Source organism: Microcoleus sp. N9_A2, assembly GCF_036701775.1.
Classification (GTDB): domain Bacteria; phylum Cyanobacteriota; class Cyanobacteriia; order Cyanobacteriales; family Microcoleaceae; genus Microcoleus.
The window spans coordinates 40098-58474 of the sequence record NZ_JAUBRH010000033.1; the positions used below are offsets into that span (position 1 = coordinate 40098).

Sequence of the window (18377 nt, forward strand, 5' to 3'; positions counted from 1 at the left end):
ATATGTTTGCTACTAAATAACTGAAGTCGAGGACTTCCCATCATGAATTCTCCTCAATTATCTCCAGAAAATACACCCGAATCGATCGCACCAGCCGCCCTCGACAGCCAACAATTAGCCGAAACCGATGCCCCCTTTCCCATTGTTGGGATTGCCGCCTCAGCAGGAGGTTTGGAAGCATTCACCGGGTTGCTGAGCCATTTACCCACCGATACGGGTATGGCGTTTGTGCTGATTCAGCATTTAGCCCCGGATCACAAAAGTCTGCTAACCGAGATTCTCGCCAGACAGACGAAAATGCCTGTTAGTGAGGTAAAAGACGGCATGGCTGTAGAGCCGAATCAAGTCTACATCATTCCGCCCAACACCAAGATGGTGCTGTGTAAAGGCGTGCTGCAACTATCCCCGCGCGAGAAGATTTATGGCAAATATATGCCGGGAGATGCCTTTTTTACCTCATTGGCGATCGATCGCGGGCACAAAGCAATCGCCGTAGTATTATCCGGGGGAGACGGAGACGGTTCACTGGGGCTCAAGGCAATCAAAGCAGCCGGAGGCATGACTTTTGCTCAATGTCAAGACACAGCAAAATTCGATAGTATGCCGAATACCGCTGTTGCTACAGGAAATGTCGATTTTGTTCTGCCACCGGCAAAAATTGCCGAGGAACTGGCAAACTATAGTCACAGTCCCCTTCTCACTGGCCCGCTTCCCGTGACAAAAGTTGAAAAATCGCCCGAACCGGGAGATGCCCTGACAACTATTTTTGCACTACTGAAATCGACCACAGGCGTTGATTTTAGCAACTACAAACCCACCACGATCGCTCGACGCATCCAGCGACGGATGGTGTTGTACAAGCTGGAAAGCTTGGATGATTACGCCGAAAACCTTCGACAGAATTCGGATGAAGTCAAAGCTTTGTATGAAGAAATCCTGATCCACGTTACCAGTTTCTTCCGCGATCCCGAAGCCTTTGAAAAGTTAAAAAAGCTGGTTTTCCCCACGATTACCCAAAATAAATCGGCAAATGCTCCCATTCGGATTTGGGTGGCGGGATGTTCCACAGGTGAAGAAGTTTATTCGATCGCCATTTGCTTGTTAGAGTTTTTGGGCGATCGAGTCATCCAGCCACCGATCCAGATTTTTGCCACAGACATTAGCGAAGGGGCGATCGGCAAAGCGAGGTCTGGCGTCTACTCAGAAAACCAGATGGTAGATGTTTCACCAGAACGACGTACTCGCTTCTTTATTCGCAACGAAGAAGGAGGTAGTTATAGAATCAGCAAGGCAGTCCGCGAACTATGTGTATTTGCCCGACAAGACTTAGGCAGCGACCCGCCTTTTTCCAATGTCGATTTACTTAGCTGTCGCAATGTGCTGATCTACTTGGGAGAGTCATTGCAAAAAAAAGTGATGCCCGTTTTTCATTACAGTCTTAACCCAAATGGCTTTCTCTTGTTAGGCAGTTCTGAGAGTACCGGAAAATTCTCATACTTGTTTACTTCAGTTGATAAAAAGTCTAAAATTTATGCCAAAAAGTTGACGGCGAGTCGTCCCACTTTTTCGTTTACGCCGAGTTCCTATCCCGTCGCTAAAGCACGTGAAGGGCAGGGGGTGAAGGAAAATTTGACAAATAGCTTTGATTTACAGCGAGAAACAGACCAACTGATTTTGAATCGCTATGCCCTAGCAGGTGTGGTTGTCAACGAGATCATGAACATCCTGCAAGTGCGGGGAGACATCAATCCTTACTTGAGACTGGCCTTCGGAACGCCCGACTTAAACTTGCTGACAATGGCAAGGGAAGGCTTGCTAGTTGAGCTTCGCACCGCCATTTATCAGGCACAAACGGAGAACGTGACCGTTAGGAAAGAAGGGGTATCGCTTGTTGAATCGGGCCGAGGATCGAGTATCGTCAATTTTGAGGTGATTCCGTTCCATCCACAGGCGGTCGAAGGACGCTACTTTTTGGTGTTATTTGAAGAGGCTTCACCCCCGGTGCTTAACTTCAGCACTCTCCCTTGTGAAAGCTTCGAGCAAGCTGATTTAGTGCGCGAAATTGAGCTGGTGAGGCAGGCACTTGCAACCGCTTACCAAGACAAAACTGCGGTTCAAGCGCAACTGCAAGCGGTGATCCAGGAACACGAAAATCTCAACCAAGACCTCAAAGTTGCCAACGAAGAAGTCTTATCGAGCAACGAGGAGTTGCAAAGCACCAACGAGGAGTTAGAAACGGCCAAAGAAGAGATTCAAGCCACTAACGAGGAACTCACTACCACTAACGAGGAACTTCGCAGCCGAAATATTGAACAAAGCCTCGTGAATAACGATCTGATAAATTTGCTTTCCAGTATCAATATTCCTATCTTAATGCTGACAAACAATTTACAGATTCGACGCTTTACGCCAACGGCACAGCAAATTTTTAGTGTGATTCCCACAGATGTTGGACGACCCTTTAGCGACATCCGCTCAACTCTGAACGTTCCTGACTTGGAACAGATGATTTTGGAGGTGATTGATACTCTCCAGACGAAAGAACAAGAAGTTCAAACTTTATCGGGATATTGGTACAACCTCCGCATTCGTCCTTACCGGACAACGGAAAACCAGATTGACGGTGTGGTGATGGTTTTGCTCGATATTGATGCTCTTAAACGCAGTGCCAGAACCTTGGAGGAGGCCCGAAATTATGCTGAAACCATTGTGGAAACTGTGCAAACGCCTTTAGTCGCGCTAGATGCTAATTTCCGAGTGAATAAAGCAAATCGATCGTTCTATGAAACGTTTAAAGTTTCATCCCCAGAAACAGCGCAATCTTCGCTGTTTGAATTGGGAAATGGGCAGTGGAATATCCCGCAATTGCGATGGATATTGGAAGATATTCTGGTGAGTGATGTTCAGCTTGAAAACTTTGAGTTGGATCACCTGTTTGAGCAGATCGGGCAGAAAACCATGCTGCTGAATGCTTGTAAACTTGAACGAGAAGATCAAGCTTTAATGATTTTGTTGTCGATCGAGGATATCACGCAGCGCAAGCAGTTTGAGACAGTACGATCGCAGTTATTGGAGCAGGAACAATTGGCCCGCCAACAAGCAGAAACCGCCAACCGTGCTAAAGATGAATTTCTCGCGAATCTCTCCCACGAGCTCCGCAATCCCCTGACTCCGATCCTGGGATGGGCACAAATCCTGCGCTCCGGCCAGCTTAAGGAAGCAGCCGCTATTCACGCTCTAGAGGTGATCGAGCGCAGCGCGAGGGTGCAATCTCAGTTAATCGAAGATCTCCTGGATATTTCCCGGATTACGAGTGGCAAACTGGTTCTTGATACGAGTTTGATCGATCTGGTTTTGGTAGTACAAGCTGCGCTCGACGGGGTTCAATTATCAGCGAATGCCAAAAACATTCAAATGGTTGCTCAGTTGAGTTCTGCAACTGTTTTAGGTGATGCTGATAGATTGCAACAAGTTGTGTGGAATCTTCTATCTAATGCAATTAAGTTTACTCCGGCGGGGGGAGGAGTGGAAGTAACGCTGTCGGCGATCGAGAATTACGCTCTACTTCGAGTTAGCGACACGGGAAAAGGCATTCGGGCCGACTTGTTGCCGTATATTTTCGATCGTTTCCATCAAGGGGATTCCAGCAGCGGCAAGGCTAATCAAGGGCTAGGATTGGGTTTGTCGATCGTGCGTCATCTGGTAGAATTGCACGGGGGAACCGTGCAAGCGGAGAGTCCGGGTGAGGAACAAGGAACTACAATGACTGTGAGATTGCCGTTGCGATCGTTGCCTGTCGAGTTGACATCGCCGCTCAATTTAAAGTCAAATGTTTTGGTAGGGCCTTTAAACGCCTCAAAGGATATCGTGCCCTCTCTCGAAGGCTTACACATCTTAGTTGTGGACGATCAGCTCGATACCCGGGAGCTCGTAGAATTTGTACTCACAAGCTATGGGGCTGAGGTTTTGACGGTTGCATCTGCCAAAAGTGCGATCGATGCTATGAAGGAAAACCCCGGCAAATACGACGTGCTAATCTCGGATATCGGAATGCCAGAAAAAGATGGGTATTTCTTGATTCGAGAAGTGCGAACCCTTGCTGCAGAAGCCGGAGGAGAAATCCCAGCCGTCGCGCTGACTGCTTATGCGAGCGATAAAGAACGGAAAAGGGCGATCGAAGCTGGTTTTCAAGCGCATATTGCCAAGCCTGTCCAGCCAGTTCAACTAGCATTAACGGTTGCCAATTTAGCAGGAAGATTTTAATTAATTTGGAGTTTTGATTTATGATGTTTGAGATTAGATTAGGCAGTTAAATTCTTGTCCCCCGGAGATCCCCCTAAATCCCCCTTAAGAAGGGGAGTAGGGGTTGACTTTGAGTGCTTCATGTCCCCCCCTTCTTAAGGGGGGTTAGGGGGGATCTCCGGATGGAGATTAGGAGGATGATGACCAAATTAAACGACTCCAATTTCCACCTACCTTACAACCCAAAACTCATCCCTATCGCCAAGAAACTTCGGAAAAATCCAACTCCAGCCGAAAAGAAACTTTGGGAAGATTTTCTGAGAAATTTCCCTTTTCGAGTTGTGAGACAGATCCCGATAGACAATTTTATTGTAGATTTTTATTGTGCTGCTTTAAGATTGGTAATTGAGGTTGATGGCGAGAGTCATTTTACCGAACAGGGGAAACAATTTGATGCGGAAAGAACAGGGATTTTCGAGGGGTATGGACTGCAAGTTGTCAGGTTTACGAATGTTGATGTGTTGCAGTGTTTTGAGGGAGTTTGTGAGGAGTTGTTGGGTGCGTGCGATCGTCATTCTTAGGGCCAGATATCCCTGGCACTCCCCTTAATAAGGGACAAGAGTACGATCGGGCATCTCGTAGTAGTTAAGGCCAGATCCCCCCTAGCCCCCCTTAAGAAGGGGAGTAGGGGGTGGGACAAGAGTAGGATCGGGCATCTCGTAATAGTTAAGGCCAGATCCCCCTAGCCCCTTAATAAGGCGGGGACAAGAGAGTTATGTTGCGCTAAAAACAATTGCTAAAAATAGCACAATATGAGATCATACAAAACCATATAAAAATTACGGAGTTATGATTCTTGGTAACTATTAAATGTCGGGGCATTACCTTCTCAAATATCGAAGCCGTAATCTTTGACAAAGACGGCACTCTAGAGGATTCTCAAGAATTTTTGAGACTGTTGGGGATTAAGCGAGCGCGCCTCGCAGACGCTCAAATTCCGGGGGTGGGAGAGCCTTTACAAATGGCTTTCGGTATCGAAGGCGGCAGCATTGACCCCACGGGCTTGCTGGCAGTCGGTAGTCGCAGGGAAAATGAGATTGTGGCGGCGGGATACATCGCCGAAACCGGCAGGGGATGGTTGGAATCTTTAACTATTGCGCGCCGCGCTTTTGATGAAGCTGACGAAATGTTTAAAAATAGTGCTGTGTCTCCTTTATTTGTCGGCAGTTTGGAAGTGCTGAAATATCTTTCGGAAGCGGGTTTAAAACTGGGTATTCTTTCGGCTGCTACGACAGAATCGGTGCAAAAATTTGTGAAACACCACGCATTAGCCGAGTGGATTCAGTTAGAAATGGGAGTTGATTCAACGGTTCATAAACCCGATCCGAAATTGTTTTTGCAAGCTTGTGAGAAACTCGGAGTAAATCCCGCAGCAACTTTGATGGTGGGAGATTCAGCGGGCGATATTCAGATGGGTAAAAATGCGGGCGCGGCTGGCTGTATCGGGATTTGTTGGGGGAAGGCCCAGGTTAGTCATTTGGAAAATGCTGATGTGGCGATCGCATCTTTGGATGAAATTACAATTTTACCAGATTGAGCAAACATCACATCGCCGGGGCAGGTTTTGCTTGGGAAAATCTCGCTTGTACCTGAGTCCAGATCCCCCCTAACCCCCCTTAAGAAGGGGGGGACAAGAGTGTTCAAAGTCTCCCTTTTTAACGGGGAAGAGTCTTCTGTTTCGTCCCCCCGTTAAGAAGGGGGGACAAGAAAGAGCATTCAAAGTCCCCCTTCTTAAGGGGGATTTAGGGGGATCTGGCCTCGGCTATAAGCGAGAGATACAAAGGTTTTTAATCTTAAGTTAACACGATAAAAAGCATTGCCGTTTCCCTACAGCTAACAACGCAAACCGAGAATTACGACATCTCTTTCAACGCCGTCAAGTTCGGCAACTTGCGGCAGATATCCCCACCGCTGAAAGCCAAATTTCTCAAACAATCTTACACTCGGCTGATTGTGAGCAAAAATTATTCCTATGAGAGTTTTAAGCTTCAATTCTGGACTCCGCACAATTGCCGATTGCAATAAATTTTGTCCGATTCCGCAGCGTTGGCGATCGGGTGCGATATAGATGCTAACTTCTGCTGTATGCTGATAGGCAGCGCGTCCGTAGAAAAGCTGAAAACTCAGCCAGCCAACAATATTTTGTTCTGATTCAATTACCAAAATCGGCCAGGAATTGGGCGAGTGTTCTCTGTACCACGGGAGGCGACTTTCGACTGAGACTGGTTTTAAATCTGCTGTGGCCATTCTGCCCGGTATTGCTGCGTTATATATTTGGACAATTGCTGGCAAATCGCTTTCTTCTGCGTCGCGAATTTTCATCGTTTGGTTGACGGTTGACAGTTGACAGTTGACAGTTGACAGTTGACAGTTGACGGTTGACAGTTGACAGTTGACGGTTGACGGTTGACTGTTAACTAATGACTAATAACTAATGACTCTTGTACAGTTCCATAATATCGCTGACAGCCATTCTTGAATTTGCTCCCAAAGTCAGTGGCGATGTGTGTCCTCGCTGCAAGTGTTCTGCCGCCGCACAGCCGATCATTGCTGCGTTGTCTGTACAATATTTTAATGGCGGAAACAATACTCGCAAGTTGTGTTTTGCTGCTGCTGCTTGTAAATGTTTTCGGAGTCCACTGTTTGCTGCCACTCCGCCACCGACTACAATAGTGGTAAGCCCGAAATTTACGGCGCAGTCGATCGCTCTTTTTGTTAAACCCTTGGCTACTGTTTCCTGAAAGCTAGCCGCAATATCATTAATTGTAGAGGCAGGTAAGATGCCTTCGGCATCCACATTGTTATTTTGTTTCTTGAGTTTCTGTACTAATTGCAAAACTGCGGTTTTCAAGCCGCTAAAACTACTGTCGTAAGGATGGTAGCCGCCACCAGGCAAGGAAATTCTGCCTTCTGGTAGGGGGTATGCTTGGGGATTGCCAAGGGCGGCCAATTTGTCAATCATCGGCCCGCCGGGATATCCTAGCTGCAACAGTCTCGCGACTTTATCAAAAGCTTCGCCGGCGGCATCGTCGCGTGTGTGTCCTACAGTTTCGTAAACGCCGCAATCTTTGACATAAATAAAGCTAGTGTGTCCCCCGGAAACTAACAAACACAAAAACGGTGGCTGCAAGTCGGGTTCGGTAAGGTAAGAAGCGTAGATGTGCCCTTCGAGGTGGTGGACGCCTAAAAAAGGTTTTTGATGGACTATTGCCAAGCTTTTCGCCGCTGTCAGCCCGACTAACAATGCACCTACTAAACCGGGGGCACAAGTCGCTGCAATGCCGTCAATTTCTGACCAACTCAGGTTTGCTTCACCGAGACACTGGGCAATTACCTGATTGAGCATTTCTAGGTGACTCCGCGAAGCCACTTCCGGTACTACCCCGCCATACTGCTCGTGGATTTTAATTTGTGATGCTACAACATTGCTGCAAACTTGACGATTCTTAACAATTGCTGCTGCTGTTTCGTCACAACTTGTTTCGATTGCGAAAATGGTTGCCATTAACTGGTAATTTTATTTGATAGGTTAGTTATTGCTAGCTTAACTAATTCGGCGCAAGTCCCGCGCTCTACCTGTACTCAGGTTATTGTTAAGGGATTTATTGCCCGATCGACAGGTAAGGTCATCATCTGATGCAAGGAAGGAATATCCTCGCGGTATTGCTAGCTCAGCATTGACCTATGAAAACGGGAATCCCTCATTCTATTGGGCTTTGCCGCATCAATGATGGATACTTTACACTGTCAACAAACACGATCATCTGGATGACCGATCGGCAAGTTGAAATGCTTGTACAAAAACTTATTGTTTTGTAACAAAAGGAAACAATTCCATGCGACGATTGTTTGCTGCAATTTTAGTGTTGAGTGTCTGGATCAGTTTTACTCCAGTTGCTTCGGCTTACAATTTAGTGCCGTGCAAAGACTCTCCCGAATTTAAGGAACTGGCTAAAAATGCACGTTCTACGAATGGCGATCCCGCATCTGCGAAAGCAAGATTCGAGCGCTATTCTCAAGCTATGTGTGGCCCGGAAGGATACCCGCACTTAATCGTAGATGGCAACTTGAGCAAAGCAGGGGACTTTTTGATTCCTAGCATACTGTTCTTGTATATCGCAGGTTGGATTGGCTGGGTCGGCCGCGCTTATCTGCAAATTGCCAAAAAATCAGCAAGTCCAGAGGAACAAGAGATTATTATCAACGTTCCTGTGGCAATCTCGTGTATGCTGACCGGCTTTTTGTGGCCTCTGGCAGCTCTCAAAGAAATCACCAGTGGTGAAATGTTTGCGAAGGACGACGAAATTACTGTTTCCCCCCGCTAAAATTGGGAAATGGAGAAGAGCTAATAGCTAACAGTTAAGTAATTAACTGACAATTAGCAATTAGCGCGCTAGACCGATCGGCAATTACCAACTGTCTCGAATTTTCAGGAGCAGAATTCATGCAATACTTTGTCAAGTTTCTTTCGACAGCACCAGTATTGGCTATCCTTTGGATATCTATTCAAGCTGCGGCTTTAATTGAATTTAACCGCTTTTTCCCCGACCTGCTTTTCCATCCGATGCCTTAAGATTTGAGGGAAATTAGGTTGCAAAATCTATGACGGTTGACGGTTGACGGTTGACGGTTGACTGTTGACGGTGGAGGTAAAAGTTGAGAGTTTTGATTTTTGAATTATGAGTTACAGGTTAATTTAAAGCTCAAATATCAAAACTCTCAAACCCTACCAGTTCGTGCCAGACAGCGCATAAATGGGTAAAATCCAAGGATATCAACTATTTAGTTATCAAATTAGTTACCAATGACTAATGACTAATGACTAATGACTAATGACTAATGACTAATATTGTGAATCGATGAAGTCTTATCTCGCCGCAGCAATTCAAATGACTAGCTTGCCTGACCTGCAAAAAAATTTGGTTCAGGCAGAGGAATTAATCGACCTGGCAGTGCGTCGGGGTGCGGAGTTAGTTTCCTTACCAGAAAATTTCTCGTTTATGGGAGAAGAGGAGGAAAAGATGGCTCTTGCAGAGGCGATCGGACTCCAAAGCGAAAAATTCCTCAAAACGATGGCCCAACGGTTCCAGGTAACGATTCTGGGCGGCGGATTTCCAGTGCCGACTCCAGGGGGGAAGGTATACAATACTTGTTTGCTGGTAGACCCAAACGGCACTGAAGTGGCAAGGTACAGAAAAGTACATTTGTTCGATGTGGATGTTCCCGACGGCATTACTTACAGGGAATCGAACACTGTGAAAGCTGGTGAAGATTTGCCGTCGGTTTATGTGTCACCGGAGTTGGGGACGCTGGGACTTTCGGTGTGCTATGACGTGCGGTTCCCGGAAGTGTACAGGCATTTGTCGTACAAGGGGGCTGATATTTTGTTCGTGCCGGCGGCGTTTACTGCTTACACTGGCAAGGATCACTGGAAGGTTTTGTTGCAAGCTAGGGCGATCGAGAATACTTGTTATATGATTGCCCCTGCACAAACTGGCCGCCACTACGGCCGCCGTCAAACACACGGTCACGCGATGATTATAGATCCTTGGGGCGCGGTTTTGGCGGATGCTGGAGAGGAACCGGGTGTGGCGATCGCAGAAATTAATCCCGATCGACTAGAACAAGTCCGCCGCCAGATGCCGTCGCTGCAACACCGGGTTTTTCTGTGAAGGAAGTTTGAGACCCAATGGGTCTCAAAATTTCAGTCCCCCTCAGCGACAAGACCTGGAGAGTTTTTATTCGGCCGCGTAATTGTGTACGCTCGTACACAAAAAAACTTGGATCGGGTGCGCCCAGAACCTGGTTGGGGCGGGTTTAGGGTTGAGATCAAGCCGATCCCCCCTAACCCCCCTTAACAAGGTGGAGACAGGGGTGCTATCAAAGTCCCCCTTAAGAAGGGGGATTTAAGGGGATCGAGACTGCGGTAAAAGCGAAATTTATCCAGAGGTTTTTTTCGCGGGAGATGAACGGCCAATAACTCGCGATAAAATGTCTAATGCAGGTTCAATGGGCGTGCACTTCTGCTAAAAGGCGAATTGGCGAAAGTAGAATTGCACGAAATGCGTCTTTTTGGAGAAATGAAACACACTCTTTCGGTTTTAGTTGAAGATGAAGCGGGTGTCCTCACTCGAATTGCTGGTTTGTTTGCCCGTCGGGGTTTTAATATTGAAAGTCTCGCCGTTGGCCCGGCGGAGCAAGTGGGAGTGTCTCGGATTACGATGGTTGTACCCGGAGATGACCAGATTATCGAGCAGTTGACCAAGCAACTGTACAAGTTGATTAACGTGCTTAAAGTTCAGGATATAACGGAAATTCCCTGTGTGGAACGGGAGTTGATGTTGCTGAAAGTTAATGCTGCTACCGGGACGCGATCGGAGATCATTGAGTTAGCTCAAATTTTTAGAGCCCGAGTTGTGGATATTGGTGATGATACGCTGACATTGGAAGTTGTGGGTGATCCGGGTAAAATGGTGGCGATCGTCCAGGTTCTGAATAGATTTGGGATTAAGGAAATTGCTCGTACTGGGAAAATTGCCCTGACGCGGGAGTCGGGGGTAAATACTGAGTTTCTCAAGTCTTTGGAAGCGAAAGTTTGAGTTAGTTGACGGTTGACGGTTGACGGTTGACTGTTGACTGTTGACTGTTGACTGTTGACTGGTATTGGTCATGAATTAATTGTTGGCTATTAATTATTTAAACAAGCTAATATGGAAAGCTTTCAACAGCTACAAGTTTATCAATTAGCTGAAAAAATATCAAACGAAATATGGTTTATTGTTAAAAAATGGGACGAGTTTACGAAGGATACGATGGGCAAACAAATAGTGCGATCTGCTGATAGTGTTGGTGCTAATATTGCCGAAGGACATGGACGCTAGAGCTGCCAAGATAATCAGCGTTTTGTTAAAATTGCCCGAGGTTCATTAAACGAAACAAGACACTGGTTAAGACTTGCCTACGCTCGAAATCTTTTAACTCAAGAACAGATCGATCGCCTGCATCCCTTATTAAATGAACTTTCACCAAAACTGAATGCCTATCTTAATCCACTCAAACAAAAAGCCAAAGGTTAACAGTCAATAGTCAACAGTCAACAGTCAACAGTCAACCGTCAACAGTCAACCGTCAACCGTCAACCGTCAACCGTCAACCGTCAAATTACCATTCAGGTTGACTTTCTATTAAAAGTGTGGCTGCGATGCTGTCTATCGGCTTTGAGAAAAAGTATCCTTGTCCGTATTCGCATTGCAGCGCCCTGAGTAAATTAAGCTGTTCGATGGTTTCGATTCCTTCAGCAATTACATCCATGCCTAAATGACTGGCTAAAATTAAAATAGTCTGTACAATCGCTTCGTTGCCTTCATCTTCAGTCATGCGGCTAACAAAAGCTCGATCGATTTTTAAAGCATCAGTTGGAAAAGTGTGCAGGCGGCTTAAAGAAGAATAGCCAGTGCCGAAATCGTCAATATATAATTGAATTTCTAAATTTTTCAATTCCGCGAGGATAGCGACTGCTGATTCGGCATTTTCCATGATGACGCCTTCAGTAATTTCTACCTTTAAAGTGCGGGGGTCAAGCTGAGTTTCTTGTAAAATTTCGCGAATGCGATCGATTAAATCGGGTTGTTTAAATTGCTGGTTAGAAAGGTTGACGCTGACAGTCAACGGCGGATTTGCTGGGAATTTTTGGTGCCACTCGTGGATCTGATGACAAGCCGATCGCATCATCCACCAGCCCATAGGTATAATCAATCTAGTTTCTTCAGCTACTAAAATAAACTCGCCAGGAGATACGACACCCCGCTGCGGGTGATACCACCGCAGCAGCGCTTCAAAACCGCTGATTTTACCGGTAATTAGAGAGACAATGGGCTGATAGTAAAGCTGAAATTCCTGGCAGTCTAAAGCGCGTCGCAGGTCGTTTTCCAGTTGCAAAAGGGCGACGGCGCGAGTGTGCATACTTAAGTCAAAAACTTCGTGGCGAGCTTTGCCCAATCCCTTAGCATGATACATGGCAGCATCTGCATCTCGGAGCAGTTCTTCCGGTCGATCGTACAACATGGGGAACGGGACATTGGGAACAGGAGAGTCGGAACATAAACAAGACAAAGAAGTTTCCCGATCGATATTTCCCAGATTTCCCGCGCTCGACAGTTTGCTGGTTTCCCTTGGATACTGAGGTAAACCAGAACAAACAATCCCAATGCTAGCACTGGTAAAAACTTGATATTCGTTAAGGTAAAAAGGCTCTGCCAGTTCCGCTTGCACTCGTTCGGCAATCTGGATCGCATCCTCGGTGCTTTTGATATTTTCCAGCAAAATAGCGAATTCGTCGCCGCCGAGACGGGCAACGGTATCTCCAGCGCGCAAACAGATTCCCAGACGCTGCGCGATCGCGATCAGCAACCGATCGCCAACTAAATGCCCCAAACTGTCGTTAACAACCTTAAAGCGATCCAGATCGATAAACAGCACCGCAAACAAAATCTCGGGGCGGCGTTTTGAAAGATCGATCGCGTGCCCCAAGCGATCCATAAATAAAGATCGGTTGGGCAAACCGGTTAGCATATCGTGCAAAGCATCGTGTACTAACTTATCTTCTGCTATTTTGCGGAGGGTAATATCTTCGACAGTGCCTTCGTAGTAAAGTAAATTTCCGTCAGGGTTGCGAACTGCCCGGCCGTTCTCGGAAACCCAGATAGTAGTGCCGTCAGCGCGGTAAACTTGGGACTCGAACTCAGACACAAAACCGTGTTTTTCGATCGCGCGCAAAAACTCGACGCGGCGCTTGGGATCGAGGTAAAGTTGGCGGTCTATGTCTTGGATATTTGCGATCAATTCGGCGGCAGAGTCGTAGCCGTAAATTCTCGCCAAAGCAGGGTTAGCGCTGAGGTAGCGTCCGTCGGGCGTTGCCTGGAAAATGCCTTCGATCGCATTTTCAAAGATACTGCGGTATTTCTCTTCCGCCTGTTGCAGCGCGAATTCTGCCTGCTTGCGATCGGTGATATCGGTCAACGTGCCGAGATAGCCTAGAACTTCCCCGCTTTTGGTCATTTCTGGCACTGCTTGCCAAAATACCCAGGTTGTAAAGTCACCGTTGCAAAAGCGATACTCTAACTTACAGGGCAACTTGTCTGTGACAGCGCGATACCACTGGCTCAAAACACGATCGCGGTCTTCCGGATGCAAACTTTGCGCCCAACCTTCGCCTAGTGCCTTTGGCGCCGTCAGTCCCGCCATCTCCAAAAATCGCTGGTTGACGTACAAGCAATCTCCAGTAGCGTCGGCGCGGAAAATCCCGACCGGCAGTATTTTTGCCAAGGTGTAATAGCGGTATTCGCTTTCTAGCAGCGCGCTGGCAGCTACTTTCGTCTCTGTGATGTCAAACATTGCTCCTTGAAGGATGACAGACTTGCTTGCTTCATCGCGAACTGCAGTCGCTTGATCGCGGAACCAGACGACTCGACCGTTGCGGGCGATCGCGCGGTATTCTGAAACCAGCGAGCCCTCGCAGAAGATATCTTCTCCATCGCTGAATTTCTGTGTAGCGTTTTCAACTAACACGCGGTCACGGTCTTCTGGGTGAACGAGTTTCAGCCACAGGTCGGGATCTGCTCTCCATTCAGCTACAGAATAACCTAGAAAAGTCTCAATTTGCGGGCTGATGTAAAGTTTGGCCGCCTTGCGGTTGAGGGGAGAAATGTAGGTGACAGCGGGCATTTGTTCTACCAGCGCGCAGTATTTCGCTTCTACAGTGGACAGTGCTGCTTCTAGGCGCTGCCGCTCTAATTCGGCGGCGGCCCGTCCCGCAAAGATGCTGAGAATTAATCGGAATTTGGCAAGATGTGCTTCGACCAGGGGTCGATCGTGAAAAATACAAATAATGCCTAAAGGTTCGCCGTAAGAGTTTTTCAGCAAGACTCCCAGGAAACTGCGCGCACCTGTAACTACGGATCTGCGGTCTTCTGGAAAGGTTTCCCAGAGGTTGTCGGGACAGGAATACATTCCCTCCTCCAGCACCCGCGCTTCGGGAGTATTGGCGATGTCGCACTCAAAGTTTGGCTGCTGCTGTCCGTCGCTCCAAAAACTGATAACTTGCAATCTATCGGCAGCAGCATCAGTGCGTGCCTTCGACTTAATCGATTTGGCCGCGACGGCGGTGCGAACTCCGAGTGCTGAGGCTAAGTGGCAAACTAAGGCATCAAAGAATTCTGCCCCCCCCGGCGAATCAGTACCTGCTAGGATTTCGCCCAGCAAATCTTCCTCTAATTGCGCGAAACCATTAACTTTGGGAGAATTATCGGCATTCGGGCGATCGGGATTGTCTCCCATCGAACCCGAAATGCTCAGATTTAGGGTTTTGCTAGTTCCAGGCCCCAAAAGAGGGGAAGAATTCACACTTAGGCGCTCTTGCTTGGCCAAGAATACAGCCCGGCCCATACCTAAAACTTTACCCAAGAAGCTGTCAGTTGCCAGCCACTGATTTGAGTTGGGAAAAATCAAAAAGTTTTTCCGTTTTTTCAATCCCGCAGATAAATCGTCGGGCTTTAATTCTGCCAACGGCCGTTGCTCTTGGGCTAGCGGTAGACTGGAAGGCCTTCGGTGCCACTTGAGATAAATCGCGGACACCAAGGCTAAAGTCGCCGATAATCCCAGAAGATATACAAGAATCTCAAAGTAAAAAAATAAATCTAGCTCGAACATCGATTAGCACCGCTCGACAATTATTGTAGTTATCTGAAGCCAATCTATTTAAAAATAACTAAGTATCGTCACGGATGGGTAACGAATACAAGGTAGGATCACAGTGAAGGCGACAAGAGAGTTAATAACCCTGATGAAAGCGATCGTTTTTGAAACGCCCGGAAGCCCGTCCGTATTGAAACTGCAAGATATCCCAGCCCCTACTATACAAACAGAAACTGAAGTTTTGGTGCGGTTGCGAGCGGCGGGTATCAATCCGATAGATACTAAGTTGCGATCGCGCGGCACTTTTTACCCCGAAAAAACTCCTCATGTTTTGGGGTGCGACGGTGCTGGAGTCGTAGAGGCTGTCGGTGATGGTGTGCAAAGTTTCAAAGTGGGAGACGAGGTTTTTTTCTGCAATGGCGGTTTGGGTGGGTCGATCGGTACTTATGCTGAGTTTGCGGTTGTAGACCAACGCTTTCTCGCCATCAAGCCTGCTGCTTTAAGTTTTACTGAGGCGGCGGCGGCACCGTTAGTTTTAATTACAGCTTGGGAATCGCTGTACGATCGAGGGCGCTTGCAAGCCGGCCAGGTGTTATCAAAGAAGGTGCTGATTCAAGCTGGTGCCGGCGGTGTCGGCCACGTCGCGGTACAGTTGGCGAAATTACAGGGGGCAGAGGTTTGCACGACTGTTAGTTGTGAGGAAAAAGCCAATTTTGTCAAGCACCTAGGTGCAGATTCAGTTATTTTATACAAAAATACCAATGTTGTCGATGAGGTTTTGACTTGGACTCAAGGACAAGGAGTTGATTTGGCTTTCGATACAGTCGGGGGAGAAACTTTTTACCAAACTATTCCGGCTGTGAAGATTTATGGAGATTTGGTAACAATTTTGGAACCCGATCCAGCTTTGGGCAATTTGAAAACAGCGAGAATGCGGAATCTGAGAATTAGTCTGGAATTAATGTTAACACCGATGCTGGAAGGTTTGGTGGATGAACAGGAACAGCAGGCTCATATTTTGCAGAAGTGTGCTCGTTTGTGCGATCGCAACTTACTAAAAATTCACGTCAGCAAAACTTTCCCTCTCGAAGAAGCGCAAGCCGCTCACGAACTGTTAGAAACAGGATCAGTAACCGGTAAAATAGTGATTGAAATTGGGGGTTAAAAATGCGGATGGTTAAAATTGCGGGTTGAAGAATCGCTGGCGATTGGATAATTGCTGGCAATTTCAAGAGACTATGGGCGAATTTAAAAAGGGTGAAACCAAACATCCCATAATCATCGCAGGAGAGTTATAGCAATCCTTGCAGGAGTCGTAAAATTTTTACCCCACCCCAACCCTCCCCTTACCAAGGGGAGGGAGTAAGAAATTGACAAATGATTTAGGATTGCTATATACAGCGTATTCCAGGTTTATGAAATACACTGTATATCAAATCCGTTGGCATCGGAATGATTCATCTGTCTCTTCCGTTTCTCTGTATCCTCTGCGCCCTCTGCGGTTTAATCATTCCCATACAACCATAATTCATATTATTAGGCTGATGATTAAAAAGCTGGCAGCCTAAAAGATGTCAAATCGGTTCTATAAACAAGAGCGAAAACCGCATAGGAAAAATGCCACTGTCGATCGAGAAATTTGGGCGTCTACTGCTGAAGTTGACACGACGAAAGCCACGGCGCCGTGTCCTAATTTTGGATAACTAACGGCGATTCACTTGTAACCAAATTTCCAGCGTCACCAGCAGCCAAAGCTTCAGCCCATAGCGGGGAAAAACTTCCCCACGATAGTTTAGCCACTCGCGGATTAGTGTTTGATCGAGGTAAGGCGCGATCGCCGCATGACGATTCAGCAGCAACGATCGCGCTTGCCGCTGCCAATCCCTCAAAAACCACTGCTGCATTGACATTACCATCCCGCTTTTCGGACGATTGACAATGACATCGGGTAGCAAATCCGCCACAGCAGCCTTGAGAACCGCTTTTTCCTGCGCGCCCGAAAGCTTGTACTCTGGCGGAATTTGCAAACTCAGCGCCACCATCCGCTGATCGAATAGGGGCGATCGAGCTTTTAGTCCCGCCGCAGCCGTGAGATTATTCACCTTGGTCAAAATGTAATCGGCTCCTTTAAACTCAATGTTGAGCCGCATCAGCCGATTCAAAAAAGTCGTTTCTGTCTGTTGCAATTCCTCAGCAAAGACGGAAGGCGCATTCTTCACCTTTTCCCAAACCTCCGGCTTCAGCAAACGTGGCAAATCCACATAGCATTTTTGAAACGAAGTCAAGTAAGCTGCGATCGGATCTGGTTTACCCTGAATCGAACCATACAAACTGTTGAGTAACATCGGCTTATTTTTCGGCCCGCCAAAGCACGGATCGCCGCCTTCGCCATTCATTACCACGTCTGCGAATTGCTTTGCCGATCGCCCCAACAGCAAATTGGGAACCGTCAAGCCTTCCCCCACCGGATCATCCATCGCCGCCAGCGTTTCCGGCAGCAACTCCCAAATTTGCTGCGGCGAAACTTCCAAAACGTGGTGATCAGTGCCACAATGTGCTGCGACGATGTTGGCAAATTCAATCTCGCTGGGATATTGAGCGCCAAAGTGCATCGAAAAAGTGTGTACCGGGCGATCGTGCAGCCTCGCCGCGATCGCCGCGACGCAACTTGAGTCAATCCCGCCCGAAAGATATGCTGCGACTGGTTCTCCCGCTGGTAGCGCTTCCTGCACCAGTTGTTCCAAAAGCGATCGCACTTGTTGACTATGCCATTCCAAAGGGCGATCGGCGTTAGTAATTTGCTCCTGTGGCTGCCAGTATCTCTGCGCCTCAATATCCGGTAAGTACAGGTAGCTACCGGGTCGCAACTCTCGCACGGCTTCCCACAGCGTTTGTGCTCCGGGTACAAACGCACAGCACAAATAGTCGCGCAAAGCAACTAAATCAAGTTCTCGATCGTGATACGGATTGAGCGATCGCAGTCGAGGCGCGATCCAGCGAGTCGTTCCTGTACGGGTGTAATAGAGCGTTTTGGCTCCCACGCGATCGCGCCCCAGACACAAGGTTTGCTCGTCTCTATCCCACACGGCAAGGGCAAATTGTCCTGACAGCAAGCTCAGTGTTTTAGTACCGTACTGCTCCCACAGCCGCGCGACGATCGCCAAATCGGTCAATCCATCGGTATCAATCTGTTGTTTGAGCATTGGAGTGCGATCGAAGCAGCAGTCACCTACCAGCACAAATCGCTGATTGGGGCTGAAGGTGGGTTCAGTTCCGATTATGGCAAAACCGGGGGTTTCCCAAGTTGCAGCGTGCGATCGGGCTTCTGGGCCCCAAGCAATCACCCAATTCGGGTAGATAGACTTCTGAGTCTGCATTTTAAA

Annotated in this window: 12 protein-coding genes and 1 pseudogene; 9 read left to right on the plus strand and 4 right to left on the minus strand. The window is 47.6% G+C overall.

The window, feature by feature from the left end; genetic code table 11:
* The first annotated feature begins 42 nt into the window (after window positions 1–42).
* The 3 genes from QUA44_RS18790 (at window position 43) to QUA44_RS18800 (ending at window position 5839) form a co-directional block, all read left to right on the plus strand.
* Window positions 43–4263: a chemotaxis protein CheB gene (locus tag QUA44_RS18790; RefSeq protein WP_333253181.1), complete on the plus strand. Its 4221-nt coding sequence runs from the start codon at window positions 43–45 to the stop codon at window positions 4261–4263.
* 176 nt (window positions 4264–4439) lie between these two features.
* Window positions 4440–4823: an endonuclease domain-containing protein gene (locus QUA44_RS18795; protein WP_333253179.1), complete on the plus strand. Its 384-nt coding sequence runs from the start codon at window positions 4440–4442 to the stop codon at window positions 4821–4823.
* Window positions 4824–5098: 275 nt separating this feature from the next.
* Window positions 5099–5839, plus strand: a complete 741-nt coding sequence (locus QUA44_RS18800; protein WP_333253177.1) for an HAD family hydrolase — start codon at window positions 5099–5101, stop codon at window positions 5837–5839.
* 296 nt (window positions 5840–6135) lie between these two features.
* Here the strand turns inward: QUA44_RS18800 and QUA44_RS18805 are convergent, their stop codons facing one another.
* A complete protein-coding gene (locus QUA44_RS18805; protein ID WP_333253175.1) occupies window positions 6136–6624 on the minus strand; it encodes an N-acetyltransferase family protein in 489 nt (162 codons plus the stop codon).
* 109 nt (window positions 6625–6733) lie between these two features.
* Window positions 6734–7807 (minus strand): tRNA (adenosine(37)-N6)-threonylcarbamoyltransferase complex transferase subunit TsaD, encoded by a 1074-nt coding sequence (tsaD, locus tag QUA44_RS18810; RefSeq protein ID WP_333253173.1) that lies wholly within the window; start codon window positions 7805–7807, stop codon window positions 6734–6736.
* Window positions 7808–8138: 331 nt separating this feature from the next.
* On the opposite strand from tsaD, the gene QUA44_RS18815 reads away from it, so the two are divergent.
* The 5 genes and pseudogenes from QUA44_RS18815 (at window position 8139) to QUA44_RS18835 (ending at window position 11378) form a co-directional block, all read left to right on the plus strand.
* Complete coding sequence (locus tag QUA44_RS18815) at window positions 8139–8627, plus strand: Photosystem I reaction center subunit III (RefSeq protein ID WP_333253170.1); 489 nt, start codon at window positions 8139–8141, stop codon at window positions 8625–8627.
* A 119-nt stretch (window positions 8628–8746) separates the two neighbouring features.
* Window positions 8747–8875 carry a photosystem I reaction center subunit IX gene (psaJ, locus tag QUA44_RS18820; RefSeq protein ID WP_333037175.1) on the plus strand — a complete coding sequence of 43 codons (129 nt, stop codon included), beginning with the start codon at window positions 8747–8749 and terminating at the stop codon, window positions 8873–8875.
* A 286-nt stretch (window positions 8876–9161) separates the two neighbouring features.
* Window positions 9162–9974 carry a carbon-nitrogen hydrolase family protein gene (locus QUA44_RS18825; protein ID WP_333253168.1) on the plus strand — a complete coding sequence of 271 codons (813 nt, stop codon included), beginning with the start codon at window positions 9162–9164 and terminating at the stop codon, window positions 9972–9974.
* Between the two features lie 408 nt (window positions 9975–10382).
* On the plus strand, window positions 10383–10901 hold the full coding sequence (gene ilvN / locus QUA44_RS18830) for an acetolactate synthase small subunit (RefSeq protein WP_333253232.1): 519 nt from the start codon (window positions 10383–10385) through the stop codon (window positions 10899–10901).
* A gap of 111 nt (window positions 10902–11012) precedes the next feature.
* Window positions 11013–11378 (plus strand): annotated as a pseudogene (locus tag QUA44_RS18835) (four helix bundle protein).
* 85 nt (window positions 11379–11463) lie between these two features.
* Here QUA44_RS18835 and QUA44_RS18840 read toward each other — a convergent pair.
* On the minus strand, window positions 11464–14865 hold the full coding sequence (locus QUA44_RS18840; RefSeq protein ID WP_333253166.1) for an EAL domain-containing protein: 3402 nt from the start codon (window positions 14863–14865) through the stop codon (window positions 11464–11466).
* A 277-nt stretch (window positions 14866–15142) separates the two neighbouring features.
* Between QUA44_RS18840 and QUA44_RS18845 the strand changes: the two genes are divergently transcribed.
* Entirely contained in the window at window positions 15143–16159 is a 1017-nt protein-coding gene (locus QUA44_RS18845; RefSeq protein ID WP_333253230.1) for a zinc-dependent alcohol dehydrogenase family protein, read from the plus strand.
* A gap of 538 nt (window positions 16160–16697) precedes the next feature.
* Here QUA44_RS18845 and QUA44_RS18850 read toward each other — a convergent pair.
* Window positions 16698–18371, minus strand: a complete 1674-nt coding sequence (locus tag QUA44_RS18850) for an asparagine synthase-related protein (protein WP_333253164.1) — start codon at window positions 18369–18371, stop codon at window positions 16698–16700.
* Window positions 18372–18377 lie beyond the last annotated feature (6 nt).

What these genes read in the sequence shown, in the direction of transcription:
- QUA44_RS18790 (WP_333253181.1), top strand. Translation starts at nt 43, where the DNA reads ATGAATTCTCCTCAATTATCTCCAGAAAATACACCCGAATCGATCGCA.
- QUA44_RS18795 (WP_333253179.1), top strand. Translation starts at nt 4,440, where the DNA reads ATGATGACCAAATTAAACGACTCCAATTTCCACCTACCTTACAACCCA.
- QUA44_RS18805 (WP_333253175.1), bottom strand. Translation starts at nt 6,624, where the DNA reads ATGAAAATTCGCGACGCAGAAGAAAGCGATTTGCCAGCAATTGTCCAA.
- tsaD (WP_333253173.1), bottom strand. Translation starts at nt 7,807, where the DNA reads ATGGCAACCATTTTCGCAATCGAAACAAGTTGTGACGAAACAGCAGCA.
- QUA44_RS18815 (WP_333253170.1), top strand. Translation starts at nt 8,139, where the DNA reads ATGCGACGATTGTTTGCTGCAATTTTAGTGTTGAGTGTCTGGATCAGT.
- psaJ (WP_333037175.1), top strand. Translation starts at nt 8,747, where the DNA reads ATGCAATACTTTGTCAAGTTTCTTTCGACAGCACCAGTATTGGCTATC.
- QUA44_RS18825 (WP_333253168.1), top strand. Translation starts at nt 9,162, where the DNA reads ATGAAGTCTTATCTCGCCGCAGCAATTCAAATGACTAGCTTGCCTGAC.
- ilvN (WP_333253232.1), top strand. Translation starts at nt 10,383, where the DNA reads ATGAAACACACTCTTTCGGTTTTAGTTGAAGATGAAGCGGGTGTCCTC.
- QUA44_RS18845 (WP_333253230.1), top strand. Translation starts at nt 15,143, where the DNA reads ATGAAAGCGATCGTTTTTGAAACGCCCGGAAGCCCGTCCGTATTGAAA.
- QUA44_RS18850 (WP_333253164.1), bottom strand. Translation starts at nt 18,371, where the DNA reads ATGCAGACTCAGAAGTCTATCTACCCGAATTGGGTGATTGCTTGGGGC.